The organism is Exiguobacterium sp. s101, from assembly GCF_018617835.1.
GTDB lineage: Bacteria > Bacillota > Bacilli > Exiguobacteriales > Exiguobacteriaceae > Exiguobacterium > Exiguobacterium marinum.
In genome coordinates this window covers 48,035-69,229 of sequence record NZ_JACSKX010000004.1, presented here as the reverse complement: position 1 = coordinate 69,229, position 21,195 = coordinate 48,035, and the positions used below count along the sequence as shown (strand labels likewise).

Annotated in this window: 25 protein-coding genes; 20 read left to right on the top strand and 5 right to left on the bottom strand. The window is 48.1% G+C overall.

All coding sequences use genetic code 11. The features are described 5' to 3' along the window. Positions 1–56: 56 nt before the first annotated feature. The gene (locus tag KNO76_RS05005) at positions 57–1,169 is read left to right on the top strand and encodes a PP2C family protein-serine/threonine phosphatase (RefSeq protein ID WP_214883201.1); all 1,113 of its coding nucleotides are present in this window, start codon (positions 57–59) and stop codon (positions 1,167–1,169) included. Positions 1,170–1,206: 37 nt separating this feature from the next. On the opposite strand, the gene KNO76_RS05000 is transcribed toward KNO76_RS05005, so the two are convergent. Then, positions 1,207–2,142, bottom strand: coding sequence for a magnesium transporter CorA family protein (locus KNO76_RS05000; RefSeq protein ID WP_214883199.1), 936 nt, complete (start codon positions 2,140–2,142; stop codon positions 1,207–1,209). 156 nt (positions 2,143–2,298) lie between these two features. Here KNO76_RS05000 and KNO76_RS04995 point away from each other — a divergent pair, with 156 nt between their 5' ends. Beyond that, positions 2,299–2,661, top strand: a complete 363-nt coding sequence (locus tag KNO76_RS04995) for an Hpt domain-containing protein (protein WP_214883396.1) — start codon at positions 2,299–2,301, stop codon at positions 2,659–2,661. Positions 2,662–2,699: 38 nt separating this feature from the next. Here KNO76_RS04995 and KNO76_RS04990 read toward each other — a convergent pair whose 3' ends face one another. Then, positions 2,700–3,581 (bottom strand): chemotaxis protein CheV, encoded by an 882-nt coding sequence (locus KNO76_RS04990; protein ID WP_214883196.1) that lies wholly within the window; start codon positions 3,579–3,581, stop codon positions 2,700–2,702. 222 nt (positions 3,582–3,803) lie between these two features. Here KNO76_RS04990 and KNO76_RS04985 point away from each other — a divergent pair, with 222 nt between their 5' ends. From KNO76_RS04985 to KNO76_RS04945, 9 genes are all read left to right on the top strand, one after another. After that, complete coding sequence (locus KNO76_RS04985) at positions 3,804–5,240, top strand: NADP-dependent glyceraldehyde-3-phosphate dehydrogenase (protein WP_214883194.1); 1,437 nt, start codon at positions 3,804–3,806, stop codon at positions 5,238–5,240. Between the two features lie 108 nt (positions 5,241–5,348). Continuing rightward, a complete protein-coding gene (locus KNO76_RS04980; RefSeq protein WP_214883193.1) occupies positions 5,349–6,323 on the top strand; it encodes an MBL fold metallo-hydrolase in 975 nt (324 codons plus the stop codon). Then, positions 6,320–7,063, top strand: coding sequence for an SDR family NAD(P)-dependent oxidoreductase (locus KNO76_RS04975; protein WP_214883189.1), 744 nt, complete (start codon positions 6,320–6,322; stop codon positions 7,061–7,063). Before KNO76_RS04980 ends, KNO76_RS04975 begins: the two co-directional genes overlap by 4 nt. Positions 7,064–7,077: 14 nt before the next feature. After that, positions 7,078–8,253 (top strand): ABC transporter substrate-binding protein, encoded by a 1,176-nt coding sequence (locus KNO76_RS04970; RefSeq protein WP_214883187.1) that lies wholly within the window; start codon positions 7,078–7,080, stop codon positions 8,251–8,253. Next, entirely contained in the window at positions 8,240–9,013 is a 774-nt protein-coding gene (locus KNO76_RS04965) for an ABC transporter permease (RefSeq protein ID WP_214883186.1), read from the top strand. The genes KNO76_RS04970 and KNO76_RS04965 overlap by 14 nt, the downstream gene beginning before the upstream one ends. Further along, positions 9,010–9,717 (top strand): ABC transporter permease subunit, encoded by a 708-nt coding sequence (locus tag KNO76_RS04960; protein ID WP_214883183.1) that lies wholly within the window; start codon positions 9,010–9,012, stop codon positions 9,715–9,717. The genes KNO76_RS04965 and KNO76_RS04960 overlap by 4 nt, the downstream gene beginning before the upstream one ends. Beyond that, the gene (locus KNO76_RS04955; protein WP_214701905.1) at positions 9,714–10,592 is read left to right on the top strand and encodes an ABC transporter ATP-binding protein; all 879 of its coding nucleotides are present in this window, start codon (positions 9,714–9,716) and stop codon (positions 10,590–10,592) included. The genes KNO76_RS04960 and KNO76_RS04955 overlap by 4 nt, the downstream gene beginning before the upstream one ends. Before the next feature lies 1 nt (position 10,593). Further along, the gene (locus KNO76_RS04950) at positions 10,594–11,175 is read left to right on the top strand and encodes a CDP-alcohol phosphatidyltransferase family protein (RefSeq protein WP_026825803.1); all 582 of its coding nucleotides are present in this window, start codon (positions 10,594–10,596) and stop codon (positions 11,173–11,175) included. After that, a complete protein-coding gene (locus tag KNO76_RS04945; RefSeq protein ID WP_214883180.1) occupies positions 11,172–12,098 on the top strand; it encodes an NAD(P)/FAD-dependent oxidoreductase in 927 nt (308 codons plus the stop codon). The genes KNO76_RS04950 and KNO76_RS04945 overlap by 4 nt, the downstream gene beginning before the upstream one ends. Before the next feature lie 36 nt (positions 12,099–12,134). On the opposite strand, the gene KNO76_RS04940 is transcribed toward KNO76_RS04945, so the two are convergent. Then, on the bottom strand, positions 12,135–12,449 hold the full coding sequence (locus KNO76_RS04940) for a thioredoxin family protein (RefSeq protein WP_026825806.1): 315 nt from the start codon (positions 12,447–12,449) through the stop codon (positions 12,135–12,137). A 129-nt stretch (positions 12,450–12,578) separates the two neighbouring features. Between KNO76_RS04940 and KNO76_RS04935 the strand changes: the two genes are divergently transcribed. Then, positions 12,579–13,121: a PadR family transcriptional regulator gene (locus tag KNO76_RS04935; RefSeq protein ID WP_026825807.1), complete on the top strand. Its 543-nt coding sequence runs from the start codon at positions 12,579–12,581 to the stop codon at positions 13,119–13,121. 5 nt (positions 13,122–13,126) lie between these two features. On the opposite strand, the gene KNO76_RS04930 is transcribed toward KNO76_RS04935, so the two are convergent. Next, on the bottom strand, positions 13,127–13,957 hold the full coding sequence (locus KNO76_RS04930; protein WP_214883177.1) for an aldo/keto reductase: 831 nt from the start codon (positions 13,955–13,957) through the stop codon (positions 13,127–13,129). A 72-nt stretch (positions 13,958–14,029) separates the two neighbouring features. On the opposite strand from KNO76_RS04930, the gene KNO76_RS04925 reads away from it, so the two are divergent. The 8 genes from KNO76_RS04925 to KNO76_RS04890 all read left to right on the top strand — a co-directional run bounded on the left by KNO76_RS04925 (position 14,030) and on the right by KNO76_RS04890 (position 20,562). After that, entirely contained in the window at positions 14,030–14,560 is a 531-nt protein-coding gene (locus KNO76_RS04925; RefSeq protein ID WP_214883173.1) for an NUDIX hydrolase, read from the top strand. 112 nt (positions 14,561–14,672) lie between these two features. Then, positions 14,673–15,152, top strand: coding sequence for a ferric iron uptake transcriptional regulator (fur, locus tag KNO76_RS04920; protein WP_214883170.1), 480 nt, complete (start codon positions 14,673–14,675; stop codon positions 15,150–15,152). Positions 15,153–15,334: 182 nt separating this feature from the next. Then, complete coding sequence (xerD, locus tag KNO76_RS04915) at positions 15,335–16,219, top strand: site-specific tyrosine recombinase XerD (RefSeq protein WP_026825810.1); 885 nt, start codon at positions 15,335–15,337, stop codon at positions 16,217–16,219. A gap of 23 nt (positions 16,220–16,242) precedes the next feature. Next, a complete protein-coding gene (gene deoB, locus KNO76_RS04910; RefSeq protein ID WP_026825811.1) occupies positions 16,243–17,409 on the top strand; it encodes a phosphopentomutase in 1,167 nt (388 codons plus the stop codon). A 13-nt stretch (positions 17,410–17,422) separates the two neighbouring features. Next, positions 17,423–18,232 (top strand): purine-nucleoside phosphorylase, encoded by an 810-nt coding sequence (locus tag KNO76_RS04905; protein ID WP_214883168.1) that lies wholly within the window; start codon positions 17,423–17,425, stop codon positions 18,230–18,232. 28 nt (positions 18,233–18,260) lie between these two features. Continuing rightward, positions 18,261–19,562: a pyrimidine-nucleoside phosphorylase gene (locus KNO76_RS04900; protein ID WP_026825813.1), complete on the top strand. Its 1,302-nt coding sequence runs from the start codon at positions 18,261–18,263 to the stop codon at positions 19,560–19,562. Between the two features lie 113 nt (positions 19,563–19,675). After that, entirely contained in the window at positions 19,676–20,116 is a 441-nt protein-coding gene (locus KNO76_RS04895) for a peptidylprolyl isomerase (protein WP_026825814.1), read from the top strand. A gap of 89 nt (positions 20,117–20,205) precedes the next feature. Then, a complete protein-coding gene (locus tag KNO76_RS04890; protein ID WP_026825815.1) occupies positions 20,206–20,562 on the top strand; it encodes a GCN5 family acetyltransferase in 357 nt (118 codons plus the stop codon). Positions 20,563–20,703: 141 nt separating this feature from the next. Here KNO76_RS04890 and KNO76_RS04885 read toward each other — a convergent pair whose 3' ends face one another. After that, positions 20,704–21,171, bottom strand: coding sequence for a DUF309 domain-containing protein (locus tag KNO76_RS04885; RefSeq protein ID WP_214883165.1), 468 nt, complete (start codon positions 21,169–21,171; stop codon positions 20,704–20,706). Positions 21,172–21,195 lie beyond the last annotated feature (24 nt).

Sequence of the window (21,195 nt, the reverse complement as noted above, 5' to 3'; positions counted from 1 at the left end):
GAAAAGATATGGTACAATACGATATAGATTACTACGTAGAGAAGGAAGGGATAGTTATGGCGATTTTGATTGTGGACGACGAACCGGTCAATACGCTCGTACTCGAGCAACTGCTTCACCAACACGACTATGAGACGATTTCGGTCTCAAGTGGGGAAGAAGCGCTCGATTTACTGATGGCACCACAAGCCGCATCGCTGTATGATCTCGTCCTATTGGATGTTGAGATGCCCGGGATTTCAGGGATTGAGACGTGTAAACGGATTCGACAGATGGCAGAATATGAAGAGTTGCCGGTCATCATGGTCTCCGGACGTACAGATGAGAAGCAAATTGCTGAAGGACTTGACGCAGGAGCATCTGACTATACGACCAAACCGATTAAAGTGACGGAGCTCTTGGCCCGAATTCGTTCTGCGCTCCGCTACAAGGCGGCGGTCGACGAGCGGAAGACTTACGAGGCCCGTCTCCAATATGATTTGGACTTGGCTCAAAAAATTCAGCAGAGTGCGCTCACCCCTCCAATCAGTAACGAAGAGATTGATGTTCGCGCCCTTTATTTGCCATCAAAAAAATTGGCAGGGGACATGTACGCCTGGTTCCAGGTCGCCCCGGACCGTTACGGGGTCATCATCTTTGACGTCATGGGACACGGGGTCTCATCGGCACTCATCACGATGGGAATCCGGTCGATTCTTCCGGGTCTTGTCGGAAACGTGCAATATCCGGTAGACGTCATGACCGAGTTGAACCGTCAGATGACGTTCCTGTTCTCGGGTGACGATATGCATAGCTACTTTACGGCGGTCTATTGCTACATCGATACGACGAAGCGTCGAATCGAATATGTGAATGCAGGTCATCCGCCGGTCATCGTGACGTCTGAAGCGGGGAATTGCCGACTTGAGACGACAGGGGTGCCGGTCGGCATGTTCGATGAACCGAACTATGAGTCGAAAGAGATTGCCATCACACGAGATATGAAGCTACATATGTATACAGATGGGCTTATGGAATGTTACAGCAAAGATATCGATGACGGGATTCGATGGCTTGAAAAAGATGTCGCCACATACGGGCTTGACTATAGTCGTCATGTTGCCGAACAACTCGTACCTAAAATTGAAATCGATGACGACCTGTGTCTCGTCACCGTCAAAATCACATGACAAGAGCCTGACGCACCGTGCGTCAGGCTCTTGTTCGTTAAAAATATCGTTTTCGCCAAAGGATATAAAAGGCGAGACCGGAAAATCCAATCATCATCGCAATCGCCATGATGAATCCGAACGGATCCCCTTCCCATGGGATTTGGACGTTCATCCCAAAGATACCGGAAATCATCGTCGGGATGCTCAGGACGATCGTGATCGATGCCAAAAACTTCATGACGAAGTTGACGTTGTTTGAGATGATCGACCCGAACGCCTCCATCTTGATGCTGATGATGTCATTATAAATCGATGCCATTTCCATCGCCTGCCGATGCTCGACGAAGACGTCCTCTAATAGCTCCTCGTCCTCTTCATGTTTCTCCAAACTCGGCGTCTTGACGATTCGGTCAAGGACACTGTCGTTCGCTTTCAAGGAAGTCATGAAGTAGACGAGCGACTTTTGCAGATTCATCAATTGAAAAATCTCTTGGTTTCGCATCGAACGCTGCAACTCTTGCTCGAGCTCATCCATTCTTCGGTCGATTTGGCGCAAGAAGCGCAAATACGTCATACTCACCCGGTGTAAAATCTGAAAGACGAAACGGCTCCGATAGTTTGTTCGGAACAACCGTGCCTTCCCGTTAGCGAATAGATTCAAGACATCAAGGTCACGTGAGCAGACGGTGATGAAATGTCTTCCGGTCACGATGATACCAAGCGGGATTGTATTATAGGCACGACCTGTGTCATCTTCTTCTACATATGGAACGTCGATGATCATGAGAAGCCCTTCATCATCTTTTTCAAAACGCGGTTTTTCTTCGACATCAAGTGGGTCATAAACAAAGTCTTCTGGAATGCCGGACGCCTCGATGACTTGATCGGCCTCATCTTTTGTCGGATTCACGAGTTGAATCCAGCTCCCTTTATCAAAGTCTTCGATTTCATCCACATGGCCCGATGCGTCAGTACGGTAAATCGTCAGCATGCATCTTCCTCCTACCTTAACTCAATCTTATTATAGGTAGCCAAAACTTAGAGTGCAATCCAAAGCAGGAGTTTTTTTGTTTTCTCTCGAAAACGTGTTACAGTGAGAGGGAATGATTGGATGATCGTTTATTGAGGAGGGGTTATATTGACAAGAATGCCCGAGGACGCTCTGTTCAATGAAGATAAGTTAACGGAGCTCCACCAAATCGCAAATGGAAACATGGATTTTTTAAATAAAATTGCAACCACATATATTCAGCAGTTCGAGACGAAATATCCCGAACTAAAAGCAGCTGTCGAATTGAAGGATTATGAGCGGATCGAACAGCTCGCCCACCTATTAAAAGGGGCCTCGTATTCGGTCGGCTTAGAACAGACTGCCCTTCTTTTCCACGATCTTGAAGTCGCAGGCGAGAACGCCCATCTGGACGGAGCAGACGAGACGTTGGCGACAATTGAGTCGCACAGTAAGCGCTTTTTAGCCGAATGGACCAACCACTTCGAACAGTTGACGTAAAAAAAGTTTGCACCCAGTTTGGGAGCAAACTTTTTTTATTAGCCTACAAATTCGTCAAGTGTCGCAATCAGGAGACCGATTTCTGGTTTCGTAATTTGGGCGTTCGCTCCGACCGCTTCACCTTTATGTTTCAAGTCGTCCGAGATGAGTGACGAGAAGATGATAATCGGAAGTGTTGCGTAGCGCTCCATCTCGCGAAGACGCTTCGTTAAATGGAGTCCGTCCATCTGTGGCATCTCAATATCCGTGATGAGAAGATCACATTCGACACCATCCTGTTCAAATGCATCAAGCGCCTCTTTACCGTTATTAAAAACGGTCGTGTTGAAGTAGCCTGCATCATCTAACGTTTCGAGAATAAGTGTCCGAAGCATCTCCGAATCCTCGGCAATCCAGATGTTTTTGTTCGAACGTTCACGAGCACCGAGACGTTTCACTGACTCACGCGCCATGATGTCTTTACGAGAAAGTTCTAACGCGATGCGCTCATAGTCAAGTAAGATAATCATCTGATCACCTGTTTTGACGACACCGTTCGTGATACCTTGGACACCGCGGGCGAGATCTGAAGGCGTGTCAATCTGTTCCCATGAGATGCGTTTAATCTCGGTCACTTGGTCGACTCGAAGAACCGATTTCTCACCGTTGAACTCGCAGACAATCAAGCGGTCGTCACTGCCGACTTCACGCGGATGACTGATGACCATGGGAAGGTCGATGACGGTCATGACTTCTCCACGTAACTCGATGAGACCCATAATGGCCTCCGGTGTACCTGGGAGCGGAGTCAGTGGGAGCATCGTAATGATTTCGCGTACTTTCATGACATTGATGCCGAATAAGAATGGGCCAGCTTGGAAAATCACGATCTCAAGTTCGTTCGTTCCTGCTTCAAGTAAAATATTATGATCATTGTTCAATGGTAGTCCCTCCTATTTCACGTACTCTCTTCTTTACTATCGGTTTCGAATCATCAAATCTACAGTAAAAATATGTCGAACTCACGTCAGAATTCACAAAAAGTTTCATAGTAACCGTTTACATCTTATAAACTGAATCGTTATAGTTGTCCAACGCAAAAAAATCTGCATACAATGAGGTTGGCAACGAGATATTACAGCTTACTCAGGAGGCAGATAGAGATGATGAGTATGAACACGTATCCTTATTTATTGAATGGTCAATGGCAGGAATCTTCAAGTCAGGAAACGATTGAACTCGTTTCACCATATAAAGATGAAGTCGTAGGTCGCGTTCAAGCGATGTCACGTGACGAAGTAGACGAAGCCATCCATGGCGCCAAACGCGCACAACAGGAATGGGCTGCGCTTCCGGTCAACAAGCGCGCTGAACTGTTGTATGCATGGGCAGAAAAACTCGAAGAACGCGTTGATGAGATCGGTCAAATCATCATGCAGGAGGTCGGGAAAAACTTGAACGACGCGAAGAAAGAAGTCGTTCGTACAGCTGAAATCATTCGTTACACGGCAGAAGAAGGAATTCGCTTCAACGGTGGATTCATGCAAGGGGATTCATTCCCTGGTGGCTCGAAAAACAAGATGGCCATCATCAAAAAAGAGGCACTCGGTGTCGTTCTCGCGATTTCACCGTTCAACTATCCGGTGAACTTAGCGGCTGCGAAGATTGCACCTGCGCTCGTCACAGGAAATGCGGTCGTCTTCAAACCAGCGACTCAAGGTGCAATCAGTGGAATCAAGATGGTCGAGGCATTACATGATGCAGGTCTTCCGAAAGGTCTCTTGAACCTTGTGACAGGACGTGGTTCGGTCATTGGAGATTACTTGACTTCACACCCTGGTATCGACATGATCACGTTCACAGGTGGGACAGGTACGGGTCAACACTTGTCGCAACAAGCGTCGATGGTACCGGTCGTGCTCGAACTTGGTGGGAAAGACCCAGCCCTAGTCTTAGAGGATGCGGATTTGACGTTGGCTGCAGAGCAAATCATCAGTGGTGCATTCTCATACTCGGGTCAACGTTGTACGGCAATCAAGCGCGTCTTCGTGCTCGAAGACCAAGCAGATGAGCTCGTTGGCATGTTGAAAGAACGTGTCGAGAAACTCTCAGTCGGCTCACCGGAAGACAACAGTTTCATCGTGCCGTTGGTCGACGAAAAATCAGCGGATTATGTCCAAGGTTTGATTGACGATGCGGTCAGCAAAAACGCAACCGTCATAAACGGCAATAAACGTGTCGGAAACTTGATTCACCCGACGCTACTTGACAACGTGACGACAGACATGCGCGTCGCATGGGAGGAACCGTTCGGACCAGTCCTTCCAGTGATTCGTGTGAAATCGCTCGACGAGATGGTCGCGCTCACGAATGAATCAGAGTTTGGTCTCCAAGCGAGCGTATTCACACAAAACGTGAATAGCGCCTTCACAGTCGCTGACAAGTTAGAAGTCGGTACGGTTCAAGTGAATGGACGTACGGAACGTGGTCCAGACCACTTCCCGTTCATCGGAGTTAAACAATCAGGGCTCGGCGTTCAAGGAATCGGACGTAGCCTCGAGACGATGACGCGAGATAAAGTGACGGTCATCAACTTATAAGAATCATTTTTGTGAGGGGGAGATGTCCCCCTCTTTTTTTGTTTGATTGAAAACGAATCTTTCAGACGGGTATAATGGAGAAAGACAGGAAGAAGGGGTGGTGATGACGTGGCAGACTGGATTTCAAGTCAACTGGCAAGACTCGATATTCCGACACCGTTCGAAGTAGGGAACGTGAACGTCTATATCGTCGAACATATGAACCGATTTTTCATGGTCGACTGTGGACCGGATACAGAAGAAGCATGGACCGCGTTGAATCTGCAACTTGAAGAGCTTGAACTCTCGTTGTCTGACATCGACTTTTTATTTTTGACGCATCATCATGCGGATCATGCCGGACAAGCATGGCGTCTTCGCGACGCATCCATTCCTGTGTACGGACATGAAAAGCTCGTTCGCTACTTAGAGCAAACCCCAAACTTTTTGAAGCGGGGCAACCACTTTTTGCATGAATTGGCCGTCTCGTTCGGGGCACCGGCTCCACTTGTGGAAAAATTACCAGACTATCGCGAAGCACTTCGCTGGATTGGACCGACGACTGTCACGATGACGTTCGATGACGGGCAAGATTTGACGTCGGATGGGGCGTGGCAGACAATTCATCTGCCTGGACATGCGAGTGATCAACTTGGATTGATTGGACCTGGGGGTGTCTTGATTGCGGGTGATCATTTGATTGACAAAGTTGAACCAAATCCTCTTATCGAGCAACCGTATGAAGATGAAGGTTTCGCCTCACCCGTCATTCTCTATATCGACTCGCTCAAAAAATTGCAGGGTGTCGATTTGAAACTTGTCGTCAGTGGACACGGTGAACCAATTCACCACCCGAACGATTTAATTGAGAGCCGGATTCGTCAACGGTATGAGCGTAGTGAGCAATTGCTCGTGGATTGGGAAGACGGACTTAGCGTGTTTGATTGGTCGATGAAGTTATATGGAAGAAAGATGCGACGAGGGATGCCGCTCGTCTTCAGTGAGGTGTTTGCGCGCCTCAGCTTACTCGAAGAGCGAGGCGAAATCGAGAGACGCCGCGATGACAATAAATGGATCTACGTAAAGAAAGAAGCGATGTTATGAAACGGGTAGTCATTACAGGTGCGTCAAGTGGGCTCGGGGCCGCATTGGCGCATTCTTTTTATGAATCTGGTTACAACGTATTGTTGATTGGACGAAATGAAGAACGATTGAAGAAGATTGCGGAAACGTGCGGTGGCGACTGGATGTGCGCGGATGTTGCGAATTCAGATATCCTAGTTGAAAATGTGTTGAAGCAATTTGGGACGTTTGACATATGGATCAATAATGCCGGCATGGCCGAATTCGACTCGGTCACCGATCAATCGACTGATGTGATGGAAGAGACGATGCAGATAAATGCAGTCGCCCCGATGCTTTTATCAAGAGATTGTGCCCGCATCATGAAACAAGGAGATGTCATCGTCAATATATGTTCGCAAGCAGCTAAAGTACCGACACCGAAGACTGCCGTCTATGCGGGGTCAAAGGCAGCGCTCTTACAGTTCTCGAATGCTCTACGATTAGAGTTGAAACCACGTGGGATCCACGTCATGACGGTCAATCCGGGACCGATTGCTACACCATTCTTCGATCGGGCCGATAAAAGTGGTACATATGCCGAAAGTGTTCAGGGAATTATGCTTGACCCGAAGCGATTGGCTGACGCGATTGTCAAAGGAAGTCACAAGCGTAAACGAGAAATCAATGCCCCATGGTGGATGAATATCGGGGCGAATGTGTATGCAATCTGTCCAAACATGTTCGAGATGCTCGCGAAACGGGGATTTGAGAAAAAGTAAAAAGGGGGAGAACGATGAAGGCAATCAAACTATTTATAACGACAGCTTTACTGATCTTTGTTGCAGCATGTGGGAACGAACAGGCGGTTGAGTTCTCGGATTCATTCGATGCTGCGACTGAGTCGGCAAAAGGATCGACCGTCAACCTATATATGTGGGGTGGAGACGAGGGGATCAACAGCTATATTGATGACTATGTGGCACCACGACTCGAGGAATCGTACGAGGTTGAGTTGAACCGGGTCGCCATGGATGCGGCCGAATTCGTGCGCCAGCTGTCACTCGATCAAAAAGCAGATAGACAAGTTGGGACGATTGATGTCGTTTGGATCAATGGTGACAATTTCCGAAATGCAAAAGAAGCTGAATTACTCCGTAATGGATTGATGGAACGTATCCCGAACGCCAAGTTGTTGAATGAGACGGCTCAACAATCAGATGCCGGCACCCCTACGGATGATATGGAACTTGCTTGGGGAAATGTTCAATTCATCTTGCATTACGACGCAGCGAAAGTCGACAATCCCCCACAATCGTTTGAGGAATTACGTCGCTGGACCGAAGACAATCCGGGTCGTTTCACGTATCCTGAAGTCACTGATTTCACCGGTAATGCATTTATTCGTCATCTTTTATTTGAACGCTACGGTGCTGAATTAGAAGAGAATGTGACCATTGAAGAGTCGTTCTGGGACGACTTGAAAACGTGGTCCCCGAATTTATGGAAAGAAGGACAGACATATCCAAAAACGCTTGAGCAGCTCGATCAGCTCTACGCTTCGGGGGATGTGTGGATGACGATGGGATTTAATGAACGCCGAGCCGAAGCAGAGGTGGCTAATGGCATCTTCCCAAAAGAGACACGTGCCCTCGTCCTCGATCACTCGATCGCATCGACACACTTCTTAGCGATACCGTTCAATGCGCCGAATCCGGACGGAGCGATCGTCCTCATCGAAGAACTGCTATCACCGGAAGCTCAACTCGTGAAACAAGGGCCTGACTATTGGGGAGACGGGACATCGCTTGACTTGACCAAATTGGATGAAGCGGACCAACAAGCATTCGAAGCACTTGGAGATGGCAAGACGTATCCGGACACAGAGCAGTTACAGGAACGTTCCATTCCAGACTATGGACCGGACGTGATTGATGCCGTACGTGAGGAATGGTCACGTGTTGCGAAGTAGTGTCGCATTGACGATTGTCCTATCACTTTTATCACTCGTATCCATCGTCTTTTTGGGAATGGAAGCGGTTGGTACAGATTGGGCATCGCTTCTGACGGATGAGACGTGGCGGGATAGTCTGTTCATGACGCTATACGTCGTCAGTGTATCGACCATCCTGTCGCTCATCATCGGGACATGGCTAGCGAGGACCGCCGTTCAACAGAAGTGGCGCATCACGTCGTCGGTCATCCGAATCCCGATGTTCGTCCCGCATATTGCCGCTGCCTATTTGATCTTATTATTATTCAGTGGACCGTTCGGCAGTGGCTGGATCGAGGCGAATGAAAGAGACTATGTGACGGTCATCCTGACATACATATGGAAGGAGACCCCGTTTGTCTTTTTGATGATGCTCGGTACGTATGAACAATTGAATCGGGGATATTTAGAGACGGCGAAGACGCTCCAACTCTCCCCAGTCGAACAATTCAAGCATGCAGAATTTCCATTTTTGATTAAACCACTGCTTGATGCGACTTGGATTATGATTGCGTTCGTTTCGTTCGCGTATGAAGTACCTGCCCTCCTCGGAGTGACCTATCCAAAACTACTTGGAGTACTCGCATATGAACGGCTGTCGACAGGGCTCTATCTGGAAGCGAGTGACCCGTATGCTGTGGCGCTTGTCTGGACATGGGTTGTCGGATGCGGTGTGTGTGTTTCATATTGGCTGACCTCTTCCATTCGTCGTCGAATTGAACGCGGGGTGAAACGATGATTCGTCAGCTTATCATCATCTGTTTCATCTTGATTCCGTTCATCACCCTATTCCAAGCGGTACCGACAGATGAAATCGGGAACGATATGACGATGCTAAATACGATCGGGTTGACGGTCATCTTATCCGCGGTCAACGTGTGGTTATCAATGGCATTCGCCTGGTGGCTTCTTTGGACAGAATCGAGATGGCGTCACGTTCTAGAGTGGCTCGTTTTTTTACCACTGTTCATCCCAATGCTCGCGATGCTGTTCGGTCTTTACTTGATCTTGGCGGAAGCGGATTTGATTGGGACGTATATCGGTGTCGTGATTGCCTTACTTATCGCGACATTGCCGTATTCAATCCGTCTCGCTTATAACGGGATGGCGGTCATCGGTCGTCCACTCTTAGAACAGGCGCGGCTTTTGACGGTAAAGCGTCGTCTCGTTTATGTACTATTTCCGCTTTTCTCACAAACGATGCGAACTATCGTATTATTTACGACGGTCATTCTGCTCAGTCAATTCGCGTTAGTCCAATTGATTGGTGCAGGATTGATTCCGACGGTAACGACTGAACTGTATCAATCTTATGCGGGGAATAACCGAAACCTCGCGCTCTCGAACACTTGGATGCTCATCATTATCCCTGTTCTCCTCTATTTCCTGCTCTCAGGATTGAGTCAGTGGACGGTGCGCTTCCTGAAAGGACGTCTTCAATGAGTTTGAAAGTACAAGCATTACGTAAACGGTATGGAACGAGACAAGTGTTAGATGGTATTGATTTTGAAGTCATTCCACATGACATCCACGCCATCGTTGGAGTCAGCGGCTCTGGGAAGTCAACCATTCTACGAATCATTGCAGGACTTGATACGAGTGATGAAGGAGAAGTGTTCTGGAATCACCGTTCTTTGTTAAAGGTTCCTGCACACAAGCGGCGTGTGACGATGTTGTCCCAGTCCGCTTTATTGTTTCCGCATTTGACAGTGGGTGAGAATGTCACACTCGCGACCCGTTCGCGTTCCCGGGAACAGGCAGAGAGGTGGTTGAACGTTGTCCGTCTCGGTGACCGTTACGATGCGGAAGTTCACGAATTATCAGGTGGTGAGCAACAACGCGTCAGTCTCGCACGTGCGCTGGCTGCTGAGCCGGAAGTCCTTTTATTGGACGAACCGTTCACGAACCTCGATCCAAACCTGAAGTTCGACCTGCAACGGTTCATTCGTGATTTGGTCAAGGAGCTCGACCTCACGGCGGTTTTGGTCACACATGACCGTGAAGAGGCGATGCTGATGGCTGACCGAGTGACACTACTTGAGTCAGGTAAAGTAACATCAACAGGGACGGCGAAAGAGTTGTATGAAAGCGCGCCAGGGTTTGGTGACTTTCTCATGATTGATGGGGAATTGCGGCCACTGTCCGACGTCATGGTGTCAGAAGCGGTCGGTGAGCCCGTACGATTGATGAAAAAAATCTATCGGTTCGGTCAAAGTTTTGGTGAATATCATTTCGAGGATGGACGTTCGGTCATGTTACCGACGCACGAATCATTCCAAGTCGGGACGATGTACCGAATTAAACGAAAGGAGGGATAACATGCTCGATACTTATGGAAGTCGATACGTCAAACCGGTCATTGAACGAGGAGCAGACCGATTGCTCAAGTGGAATTTCACACCGAACGAAGTAACAATACTAGGGGGAATTATTGGAATTTCAACAGGCATCTTTATTTACAACGATATGCACTGGACAGCCGTGATTCTACTGTGGATTTCCGGACTATTTGACGTCTTAGATGGAACGATGGCTAGAAAGTCGAAAACGAGTGGGTTTGGGACAGTGCTTGATCTTGTGCTCGATCGATTCGTCGAGTTGTCTGTAGTGATTGCGCTTGCACTTCGATATCCGGAATATATGCCGATCTTTCTCATTCTGATCGCTTCTTTTGTGATCGCAATGACGCTATTCCTCGCAGTAGGAGCGAGTAGTTCGAGGCGGTCGGAAAAGACGTTTTATTACCAACCTGGAATCATTGAACGGACGGAATGTTTCATCCTATTTACCTTGATGATTCTCTTCCCGAACTGGGTCGGTGGGATTGCCCTCATTTTTCTCCTACTCGAAGTGATGACGATTACACAACGATTCATTGAGGCGCGGAGGATTTTGCGATGAAACCGACATTGGTATTGGCCGGGCTCGGTCATGGTCAGCTTGAAATTCTCGATCGGATTGAGGAGATTCGTGAACATTATGAAGTTCTCTTTATTGGAAAATGTCAGACGGTGTACACAGGAGCGTTTCCGCAAGTGGTCGCCGGACTCATGAATTCCGCAACGGTCCGACTGCCTCAACTTGAACCGGCCGCAGAACGGATTCTCGCGATCGATCCTCATTTACAGACCGTTCAAACAGAAAAGGGACCGTTTCATTACGACCGACTTGTGCTGGCAACTGGTGCAGTGAGCCGAGGAATCGGGACCCCGCTTAAACCGATGTCACAAGCTTTACTTGACCGCATCGATTCGAGTTCACAAGTAACCATCGTCGGCGGTGGAAAAGCGGGCGTTGAATTGGCATTTACGTGCGTCCGGACGAAAAAAGTCACGCTGTATGCGAAGCGAGTCTTACCCGACGTGTCGACCCGCCGACAGAAACAGATGGAACGCTTATTGGTAAGGTCTGGAGTAGTGGTCATAAAACAAAGGAAAAACGATGAGTCCTCTGAAGGACTTGTGCTTGATGCAACAGGGGTCGTTCCAGTGAACTGGTGGTCTGAATCGGGCCTCGCAAACCCGGATCAGTTTATTGAGACGGATGAGTATCTTCGCCATTATCAGTTTCCTAACATATATGTGACGGGAGACATGGCCTCCGCTCTAAACGGTGGGGTCGATGCTGTCCGATCTGGTCGATACGTTGCGGAACGATTGCTCGGTGAAACGACGCGACCGTTTCGGAAACGTCAATCGATGAACATTTTATTGACGACAACGGGACGCGCACTGTTGACGTTCGGACGTTTCAGTTGGCATGGACGACTTCCATATTATTTGAAGCGATTCATCGACTCGCGGTATGTACGTCATTACAATTGAAAAACTCCTGCAGCCGAATGGTCTGCAGGAATCAGTTCATGCTTGAATCGTATCGAGGAATGAACGGATTTGCATCTCCGTCTTGGCGTTTGCTGAGTGGAGGTGTTCTTGTTTTGCCCCGTCTTTATAGTAGAGAAGTGAAGGGATACCGCGAACTTCTTGTGCATCAGATAAATCTGGGAGTTCGTCGCGGTCGACGACATGCCAGTTGAACTGTGGATAGTCTTTGACGAGCTCGTCGACATACATGTCCAGGCGTTTGCAGTCCGGGCACCATGATGTGGTGAAGACCACCATTCCATGATCTTTTGTAGCTTCGTCAAATTGTTGTGATGAATGAATCGGTTGCATAGACAACTCTCCTTTCTTCTATCTATTTTGTCGGGTTTTAAACAAGTCGTCAACAGATTGGCATTCTCGAATCCGTGAGAGAATGTGATACACTTATAAAAATAGCATGATAAGGAAAAGGTGATGGATATGGCGTTACGTCACGCATTGCTTGGGTTATTGACCCATCAGCCTGCGACCGGGTATGCACTGAACGCGACGTTCAAGGCGCAGATGATTCATTTTTGGAACGCACATCATACACAGATTTATCGGGAACTGTTGAAGATGGAAGACGACGCGCTCGTCTCAGCGGAGCACATTTCACAGCAAGAGTTACCGGATAAAAAAATATACTCCATCACGGATCAAGGACGAGAAGAGTTGATCAATTGGTTGCGTCAACCGACGTCTTTCCAGCCGAAAATGAAGGATGAGAATTTGTTACGAGTCAGTTTGCTTCAATTGTTGCCAGTCGAGGAAGCGGTCCGGTATATCGAAGAAACGAAAGCTCATCACGAACAAGTCGCGCAACAGATCCGGATGTTTCAGGAGGAGCATCAATCAGACGAAGATACACTCGGCTACTTATTGACGAGTGAATATGCCATTCGAATGATGGAAAACTATGCCGGATGGGCAGACTGGGCAATCGAACAGATAAAAGCACGCAGTGAAAAACACGTGACCTGAACGAATCAGGTCACGTGTTTTGTATAAGAATGAATCGGTAAACGGGCGAGTAGTCGGTCAAGTACGTCCTCATCAATTTTAGTCTCGAATGCACGGATCGTCTGTTGCAACTGTTCGACTGAAGATGCGCCAGGTAAGACGACGTCGCAAAACCGCTTTGCGGCTCCGAGTGCATATGCCTGAATCGGTTTAGGCATCATGGCAAGCTCGCTTGCAAGGTCCTCTTTTCGCCATGCCTCGAAACCTTTGTCACCAAGGCGTGCCTCCCATTCATTTGTCAAAAGTCCTTTGGCGAGCACGCCACGACCGACAATCGATATGGAGTAGTCAAGCGTTTCCGGACGCCGATCGAGAAGCGAGTATGGGGTCATGAGCATATCGAGAGCACCTGACTCGACCCATCGTTTGATGACGTTCGGCCGAATCGAGGAGAGGCCGATTTGGCGGATCACACCGTCTCGCTTTTGTTTTTGTGCCCATTCAATCGTGGCGTCGAGGTCATCCTCGAGCGTACCACCGTGAATATAGTACAAATCGAGATAATCTGTACGCAATCGCTCAAGCGACCCGTGGAGTGCTACGTCTAAGTAGGATGGATTTGGATTCCAGCGCATCCCCTCCTCAGTCAGCTCATTCCCCCCTTTACTCGTCAAAAAGAGGTGCTTTCGTTCGGGACCTAACGTTTCGCCAATAACGCGTTCGACATCTTGTCGTGCATAGACATCTGCTGTATCGATATGACGAATCCCTGATTGAATGGCCGTCTCGAGGATTCGCTTCGCCTCGTTCTCACCATGTTTTAAAATCGTCATCGTCCCGAGCCCGAGTTCGCTCATATGGATTCCTCCTTGTTCGAAATGTAGGTTTGACTCATAATCAGAGTATATCGAAAAGTGAGGAGTAATCATATGGAAGAAACAACGATTGAGCGGGAAGTCATCTATCAAGGCAAAATCTTCGACGTAGAAAAACATGTCGTCTCCCTTCCGAATGGAAACACATCTGTGCGAGAACTCGTCTATCATAACGGGGCGGTCGCCGTCCTCGTCGTCGATGAATCAGAAAAAATCGTCATGGTGGAACAATATCGAAAGGCGTTCGAATCGATGTCACTCGAAATTCCTGCCGGTAAATTGGAAAAAGGAGAAGAACCTCTAGCGAGTGCCAAGCGAGAATTAGAAGAAGAGACGGGTTATACCGCCGAGTCGCTTGAAAAAATCTTTTCGTTCTACGGGGCACCGGGATTTTGTAGTGAACGAGTTGACGTGTTTGTCGCAAAAGGACTATCTGCGGGTGAGATGAACTTGGACGAAGATGAATTTTTAAATGTGAAACAATACACCTTTGACGAAGCTGTCGATTTGCTTGACCGAGGCATCATTACCGACGCGAAGACAATCATGGCGATTCAATGGTGGCAATTGTCCAGATTGAAATAATTCTAATCTGTAATTTTATATGGTAAACTTACATAGTAATGATTTTAAATTGAAAATTGCCTAAAACTTCGGTATGCTTTGAGTAGTGAACTATGTAAAGAGGGGGCGCCTTATGGAAACGCGAATTGAACGAATTAAACAGCAATTGAGCGCCAAAGGATATAAACTGACACCACAGCGTGAATCGACGGTACGCATCTTACTCGAGAATGAGAGCGACCATTTAAGTGCGGAGAACGTGTTCATGCTCGTCAAGAGCATCGCGCCAGAGATCGGACTTGCTACTGTGTATCGGACACTTGAGTTGTTAACTGAGCTTGGTGTCGTCGATAAAGTCAACTTCGGTGACGGGGTCGCGCGTTTTGACCTGAGACCGGAAGGGGCGAACCATTCGCACCATCATCTCGTTTGTGTCGAATGCGGATCGGTTGAAGAAATCATGGAAGACTTGCTTGTCGACGTTGAGAAGAAAGTCGAGAGCAAATATGAATTTCTTATTAAAGACCATCGCTTGACGTTTCATGGCATTTGTAAAGTATGCCAATCAAAAGGCGTCACGCTTGAAGGTCATAAAGCAGTCATCAACGGTTAACCTTACATGCAAACCATCCTTGAATGAGGATGGTTTTTTATTGTCATCATAAGAAAAAAATAGTCACTGTTATTTTGTCACAAAAAAGTGATTAAAAAATGAGGTCAGACATCTTCACAACGGTTTACATAAGTGATATGCTGTAAGCGTATTCAGGTGAAACAAGGAAGGAGGAGGGTATGATGCGTTCGCATATCGAGTCATTTCTTCAATATATGACTGTTGAAAAGCGGATGTCCGCAAACACGAGACAGGCGTATGCGAGCGATCTAACGCAATACGCATCGACTTTGACCCAACTCGGGGTGGAAGATTGGAACGAAGTGACGCGTTCGCATATCGTCAAACATATCGAAGAATTGTCTCAAGCCGGACGTGCTTCCTCGTCTTTGAGACGGGCTGTCAGTTCAATCCGAATGTTCCATCATCATTTAAAGATGACCGGGATCACGACGACCGATCCGTCCCTCTATCTAGAGACGCCAAAAGCAGAGAAACAACTTCCGGATACTTGGTCACAAGCGGAAGTCGAACGTCTATTGGATAGTGTCCCGACATCCGACCCGCTCTCGTTACGAGACCGGGCGATGCTTGAACTCTTGTATGGGACCGGGATGCGGGTCAGTGAACTTTTAGGTCTTGACTTGGATGATTTACAGTTCGAATTGGGGTATCTACAATGTGAAGGGAAAGGCGAGCGCGCACGAATCATTCCGGTTTCTTCGGTCGCCCAAGGGTTTGTCGAGCGCTATATTCAACAAGCTCGTAACGGACTCGGCGGTAGAGAGACAGAGGCGCTCTTTTTAAATGGCAGAGGAGGCCGGCTCAGCCGTCAAGGATTTTGGAAGATAATCAAACGACGTGCCAAACTTGCTGGAATTGACAAAGAAATCACACCTCATGTACTCCGTCATTCCTTTGCGACACACCTGCTCGAGAATGGAGCGGACTTACGTGCCATTCAACAGATGCTCGGTCATGCGGACCTGGCGACGACACAAGTGTATACACACGTCAACAAGTCGCGCTTGCATGATGTGTATCGCAAGCATCACCCTCGTGCCTAGACATCGAAAAGGAGGAATTTTTTGTGAAGAAGTTTAAACGTATTTTCTTAGTAGTCATGGACTCGGTCGGCATCGGTGAAGCACCGGATGCTGAACAGTTCGGTGACAAAGGAGCCGACACGCTCGGACATATTGCACGTGAGCATAACGGATTGAATATGCCGAATATGGGTAAACTCGGACTCTCAAACATCAAACCGATTCAAGGGATCGATGTATCTGATGCACCAAGTGCATATGGTCGTATGGAAGAAATTTCAGCTGGTAAAGATACGATGACGGGTCACTGGGAGATCATGGGCCTTCATATTGAGACACCGTTCCGTGTCTTTGAAAAGTTCCCGGACGATTTGATTCATCGCCTAGAAGAGTTCAGTGGCCGTAAAGTAATCGGGAATAAACCGGCATCAGGTACAGAGATTCTTGACGAGCTCGGTGAAGAGCACGTCAATACGGGAGCTCTGATTGTTTATACATCTGCAGACTCGGTCCTTCAAATCGCTGCACATGAAGACATCGTGCCAATTGATGAGTTGTATCGAATCTGTGAATACGCGCGTGAAATCACGCGTGAAGACCCGTACATGCTCGGCCGCATCATCGCCCGTCCGTTCATCGGGACGCCTGGAGCGTGGGTCCGTACGGCAAATCGTCATGACTATGCACTCAAACCTTTCGGGAAGACGGTCATGAACACACTTGAAGAGGATGGTAAAGACGTCATCGCCCTCGGGAAGATCAGTGACATTTATGATGGGGAAGGCGTAACGAAGGCCATTCGTACGAAATCGAACATGGACGGAATGGACAAATTGGTCGATTCGCTCGAAGAAGACTTCGAAGGACTTTGCTTCTTGAACTTGGTCGACTTTGACGCCTTGTTCGGTCATCGTCGTGACCCAGAAGGCTATGCGGTCGCACTTGAAGAATATGATGCTCGACTTCCTGAAGTGATGGAGCGTCTTCGGGAAGATGACTTACTCATCATCACAGCGGACCACGGGAATGACCCGGTTCATGCTGGGACAGACCACACGCGTGAATACGTGCCGCTCATCGTTCACCATAACGGGGCGAAATCAGCGGACTTAGGCATTCGTGGTACGTTCGCAGACATCGGCGCGACCGTTGCTGAAAACTTTGACGTCGCGGCACCATCAAACGGAAAGAGTTTCTTAAACGAAATTTGAGGAGGCAATATTCATGGTAAATTGGAATGAAACAAAAGCGTATTTGCAAGAGCGTATGGGCGATACACCAGAAATCGGACTCATTCTCGGGTCGGGGCTTGGAGTCCTCGCGGACGAAATCGAGAACCCGGTCGCCATTCCATATGAGGAAATCCCGCACTTCCCAGTATCGACTGTCGAAGGACATGCAGGACAACTCGTGTTCGGAGAGCTTGAGGGAAAGCGCGTCGTCGCGATGCAAGGACGATTCCACTTCTATGAAGGATACTCGATGGAACAGGTGACGTTCCCGGTCCGTGTCCTCAAATTGATCGGAGTCGAAACACTCATCGTCACGAACGCAGCAGGTGCATGTAACGAAACGTTCAACCCAGGTGACTTGATGATTATCACAGATCACATCAACTTCTTTGGGACGAGCCCGCTCATCGGGAAGAACGCGAGCGAATTCGGGACACGCTTCCCGGATATGTCAGAAGCGTATGATAAGGAACTTGTGAAATTGACGGAACACGTGGCATCAGATCTTGGGCTCTCTGTACAAAAAGGTGTTTATTTCGGTAATACGGGTCCAACATACGAAACGCCAGCGGAAGTCAAAATGGCACGTCATCTCGGTGGAGACGTCGTCGGAATGTCGACGGTCCCGGAAGTGATCGTCGCACGTCACTCGGATATGCGTGTCCTCGGGATTTCATGTGTTTCGAACATGGCTGCGGGAATTTTAGATCAACCACTCAATCATGAAGAAGTCATCGAGACAACAGAACGTGTTCGTCAAGACTTCCTGTCACTCGTTCGTGGCACGATTAAAAACATGTAAGTAACTTTATTTTAGGAGGACGACAATTATGCGTATGGTCGATTTGATTTTGAAAAAACGTAACGGTGGAGAATTAAACGAAGAGGAGATTCGCTTTGTGGTCGAAGGATTCACGAACGAGTCGATTCCTGACTATCAAATGTCTGCATTGTCAATGGCCATCTACTTCAACGGGATGACTGAAAATGAGACGGCTGCTTTGACGATGGAAATGGTCAAGTCAGGGGACACGATTGACCTTTCGAATATCGAAGGGAAGAAAGTCGACAAACACTCAACAGGCGGAGTCGGTGATAAGATTAGCTTGATTGTGGCACCACTCGTCGCATCAATCGGTATCCCGGTCGCGAAGATGAGCGGTCGTGGACTCGGCCACACTGGCGGAACGATTGATAAGCTCGAATCATTCCCAGGGTTTGACGTTGAATTGACAGAAAAACAATTCACGAAACAAGTGAACGACATCAAGATGTCAATCATCGGTCAGACTGGAAACTTGACGCCAGCGGACAAGCGTCTCTATGCGCTTCGTGATGTAACGGCTACAGTCGAGTCGATTCCACTCATTGCAAGCTCAATTATGTCGAAGAAAATCGCAGCGGGTGCAGACAGTATCGTCCTTGATGTCAAGACAGGTTCTGGTGCATTCATGAAGTCGTTTGATGATGCGAAAGCACTCGCAGAAGAGATGGTCGCGATTGGGAAGAACGTAGGCCGTAAGACGGTCGCTGTCATCACGGATATGGACCAACCACTCGGATTTGAGATCGGCAATGCGAACGAAGTGAAAGAAGCGATTGAAGTTCTGTCTGGTAAAGAAGTTGAAGACTTGAAAACAATTGCTCTCACAATCGCAGGACATATGGCAGTACTCGGTGATTTCTATCCAACTTTCGAAGAAGCGTATGCTGACCTCGAGAAACGGATTGCGGACGGTCATGCCCTCGAGGTGTTCCGCAAATTTATCGAAGCACAAGGTGGAGACGCGTCACTCGTCGATGACGTGACCAAATTGCCACAAGCTTCGTACGAGACGACATTCGTTGCGAAAGAGGCTGGATACGTCGAGTCAATCATCGCAGACGAAGTGGGTGTCGCGGCGATGCTCCTCGGTGCAGGACGCGCGACGAAAGAAGATAAAATCGACTTTGCGGCAGGCATCACGCTTGAGAAGAAAGTCGGTGACCGTGTCGAGGCGGGAGACGTAATTGCAGTACTTCGCTCGAACATCGAAGACATGTCTTCAGCTGTCGAACGTTTAGACCATGCGTATACGATTGGTGCGACGAAACCAGAAGCCCGTCCACTCGTTCACGCTGTCATCCAATAAGACAGAACGTCTGTTTCCACAAAAAAAGTGGAGACAGACGTGTTTTTTTGATAAGATGGGTAATGTGAATGAAGAATAGCAGGATACATATACGAAAAGGGGTTGCTTGACACATGAAAAAAGGTTCAATGAAACTTGAAAATGGCGAAATGATTGAATTTGATTTATTCCACAATGAAGCACCGATCACGGTTGAAAACTTCGAAAAACTTGCGAACAGCGGCTTTTATAACGGATTGACGTTCCACCGTGTCATCCCTGGGTTCGTCAGCCAAGGCGGTTGCCCACAAGGGACAGGAATGGGCGGCGCTGGCTACACGATTCCATGCGAGACATCGACATCGTTCCCTCACAAACACGAAGCAGGGTCACTGTCGATGGCACACGCAGGACGTGACACAGGATCTTCACAATTCTTCATCGTCCATGAGCCACAGCCACACTTGGATGGGGTTCACACTGTATTCGGTAAAGTGACATCTGGACTTGAGCACGCAGTCAAGCTTCGTCAAGGAACGAAGATGGCTGAAGTGAAAGTTTGGGACGAGAATTGATTTTTGCCTGAAGGTTATGACACAATGAACCATGTCTCTCACGTGTTCACGTCGTGAAACTTGAATGACTAAAGGTGGTGAACCCAGCGATGCTGGTAAAATATAAACGTTCTCATGAAAAGACGGCGATGGGTCTACTCGCATTCTCATGTAGTGACAAATCTCCGCTCAGCTTGCTTGAACTCGTCCGATTGTACGACGAGGAGGAGTCGAAGTTCCTCTACTTGTGGAAAGTCGGTGAAGACTTCGTTGGTATCATTGGTATGGAGCAAAAAGGCACGACGATGGTCATCGACCATATCGCCTTGTCGCCATCATTCCGTGGCGAGAAACGTTCTTACGAGCTTCTAGACGAGGTAAGAAACGTCCTTCCACTTGATTTGACGTTAACCGGTACAGGCAAGACGGGCGATTTATTGGACAAATGGAATCAATTGGTCGTCTGATGACAAAAACCCCCGCAATCACATCCGTGACTGCGGGGGTTTTACACGTCGTTATGAGTTGATCGAAGCAATCTGGAGAGCTGATTGATTGAGTTCGAGCTTTTGAAAAAACACAACGTATGATTTTTCAAAGGCTCAGGATCATCCTCGCGCGCGTTGCCGTTCTAAAAGCGCTAACTCCCGTTCCGTGATGACGTTACTGCGGTCACGATGAAGATGCTTGTGCACGAGCTCCTCGAACGACAGCTCCGTCGTCGGGAACGACGGTTTCAGTGCTTCGACAGTCTCACGAACTTCTTGTTGCAAGGGAAGTGTCGTTATTAACGGCCATTCATCAAGCTGTGAGATGAATGCTTCGACATCTAGACCGAGCTTATTCAAATAGGGAGAAGCGACGTCGACTTTTTGACGTAAGAGACGCAAGCTCTTTTTCGCACCGATGAGATTATCGCGCCGAAGATGATAGTGAATGACGGCGTATTGAATGAGTGCCGCATAGCCGTGATGTTGTCGTCCACCTTCCTGCCATGCCTCTTCTAATACCTCATGACATTCGAAATAATCGGCATGACATTCAAAAAGCAACGTATAATGAATAAAAGGGGTCATGAATCAATTTTCTCCTTTCGTGTC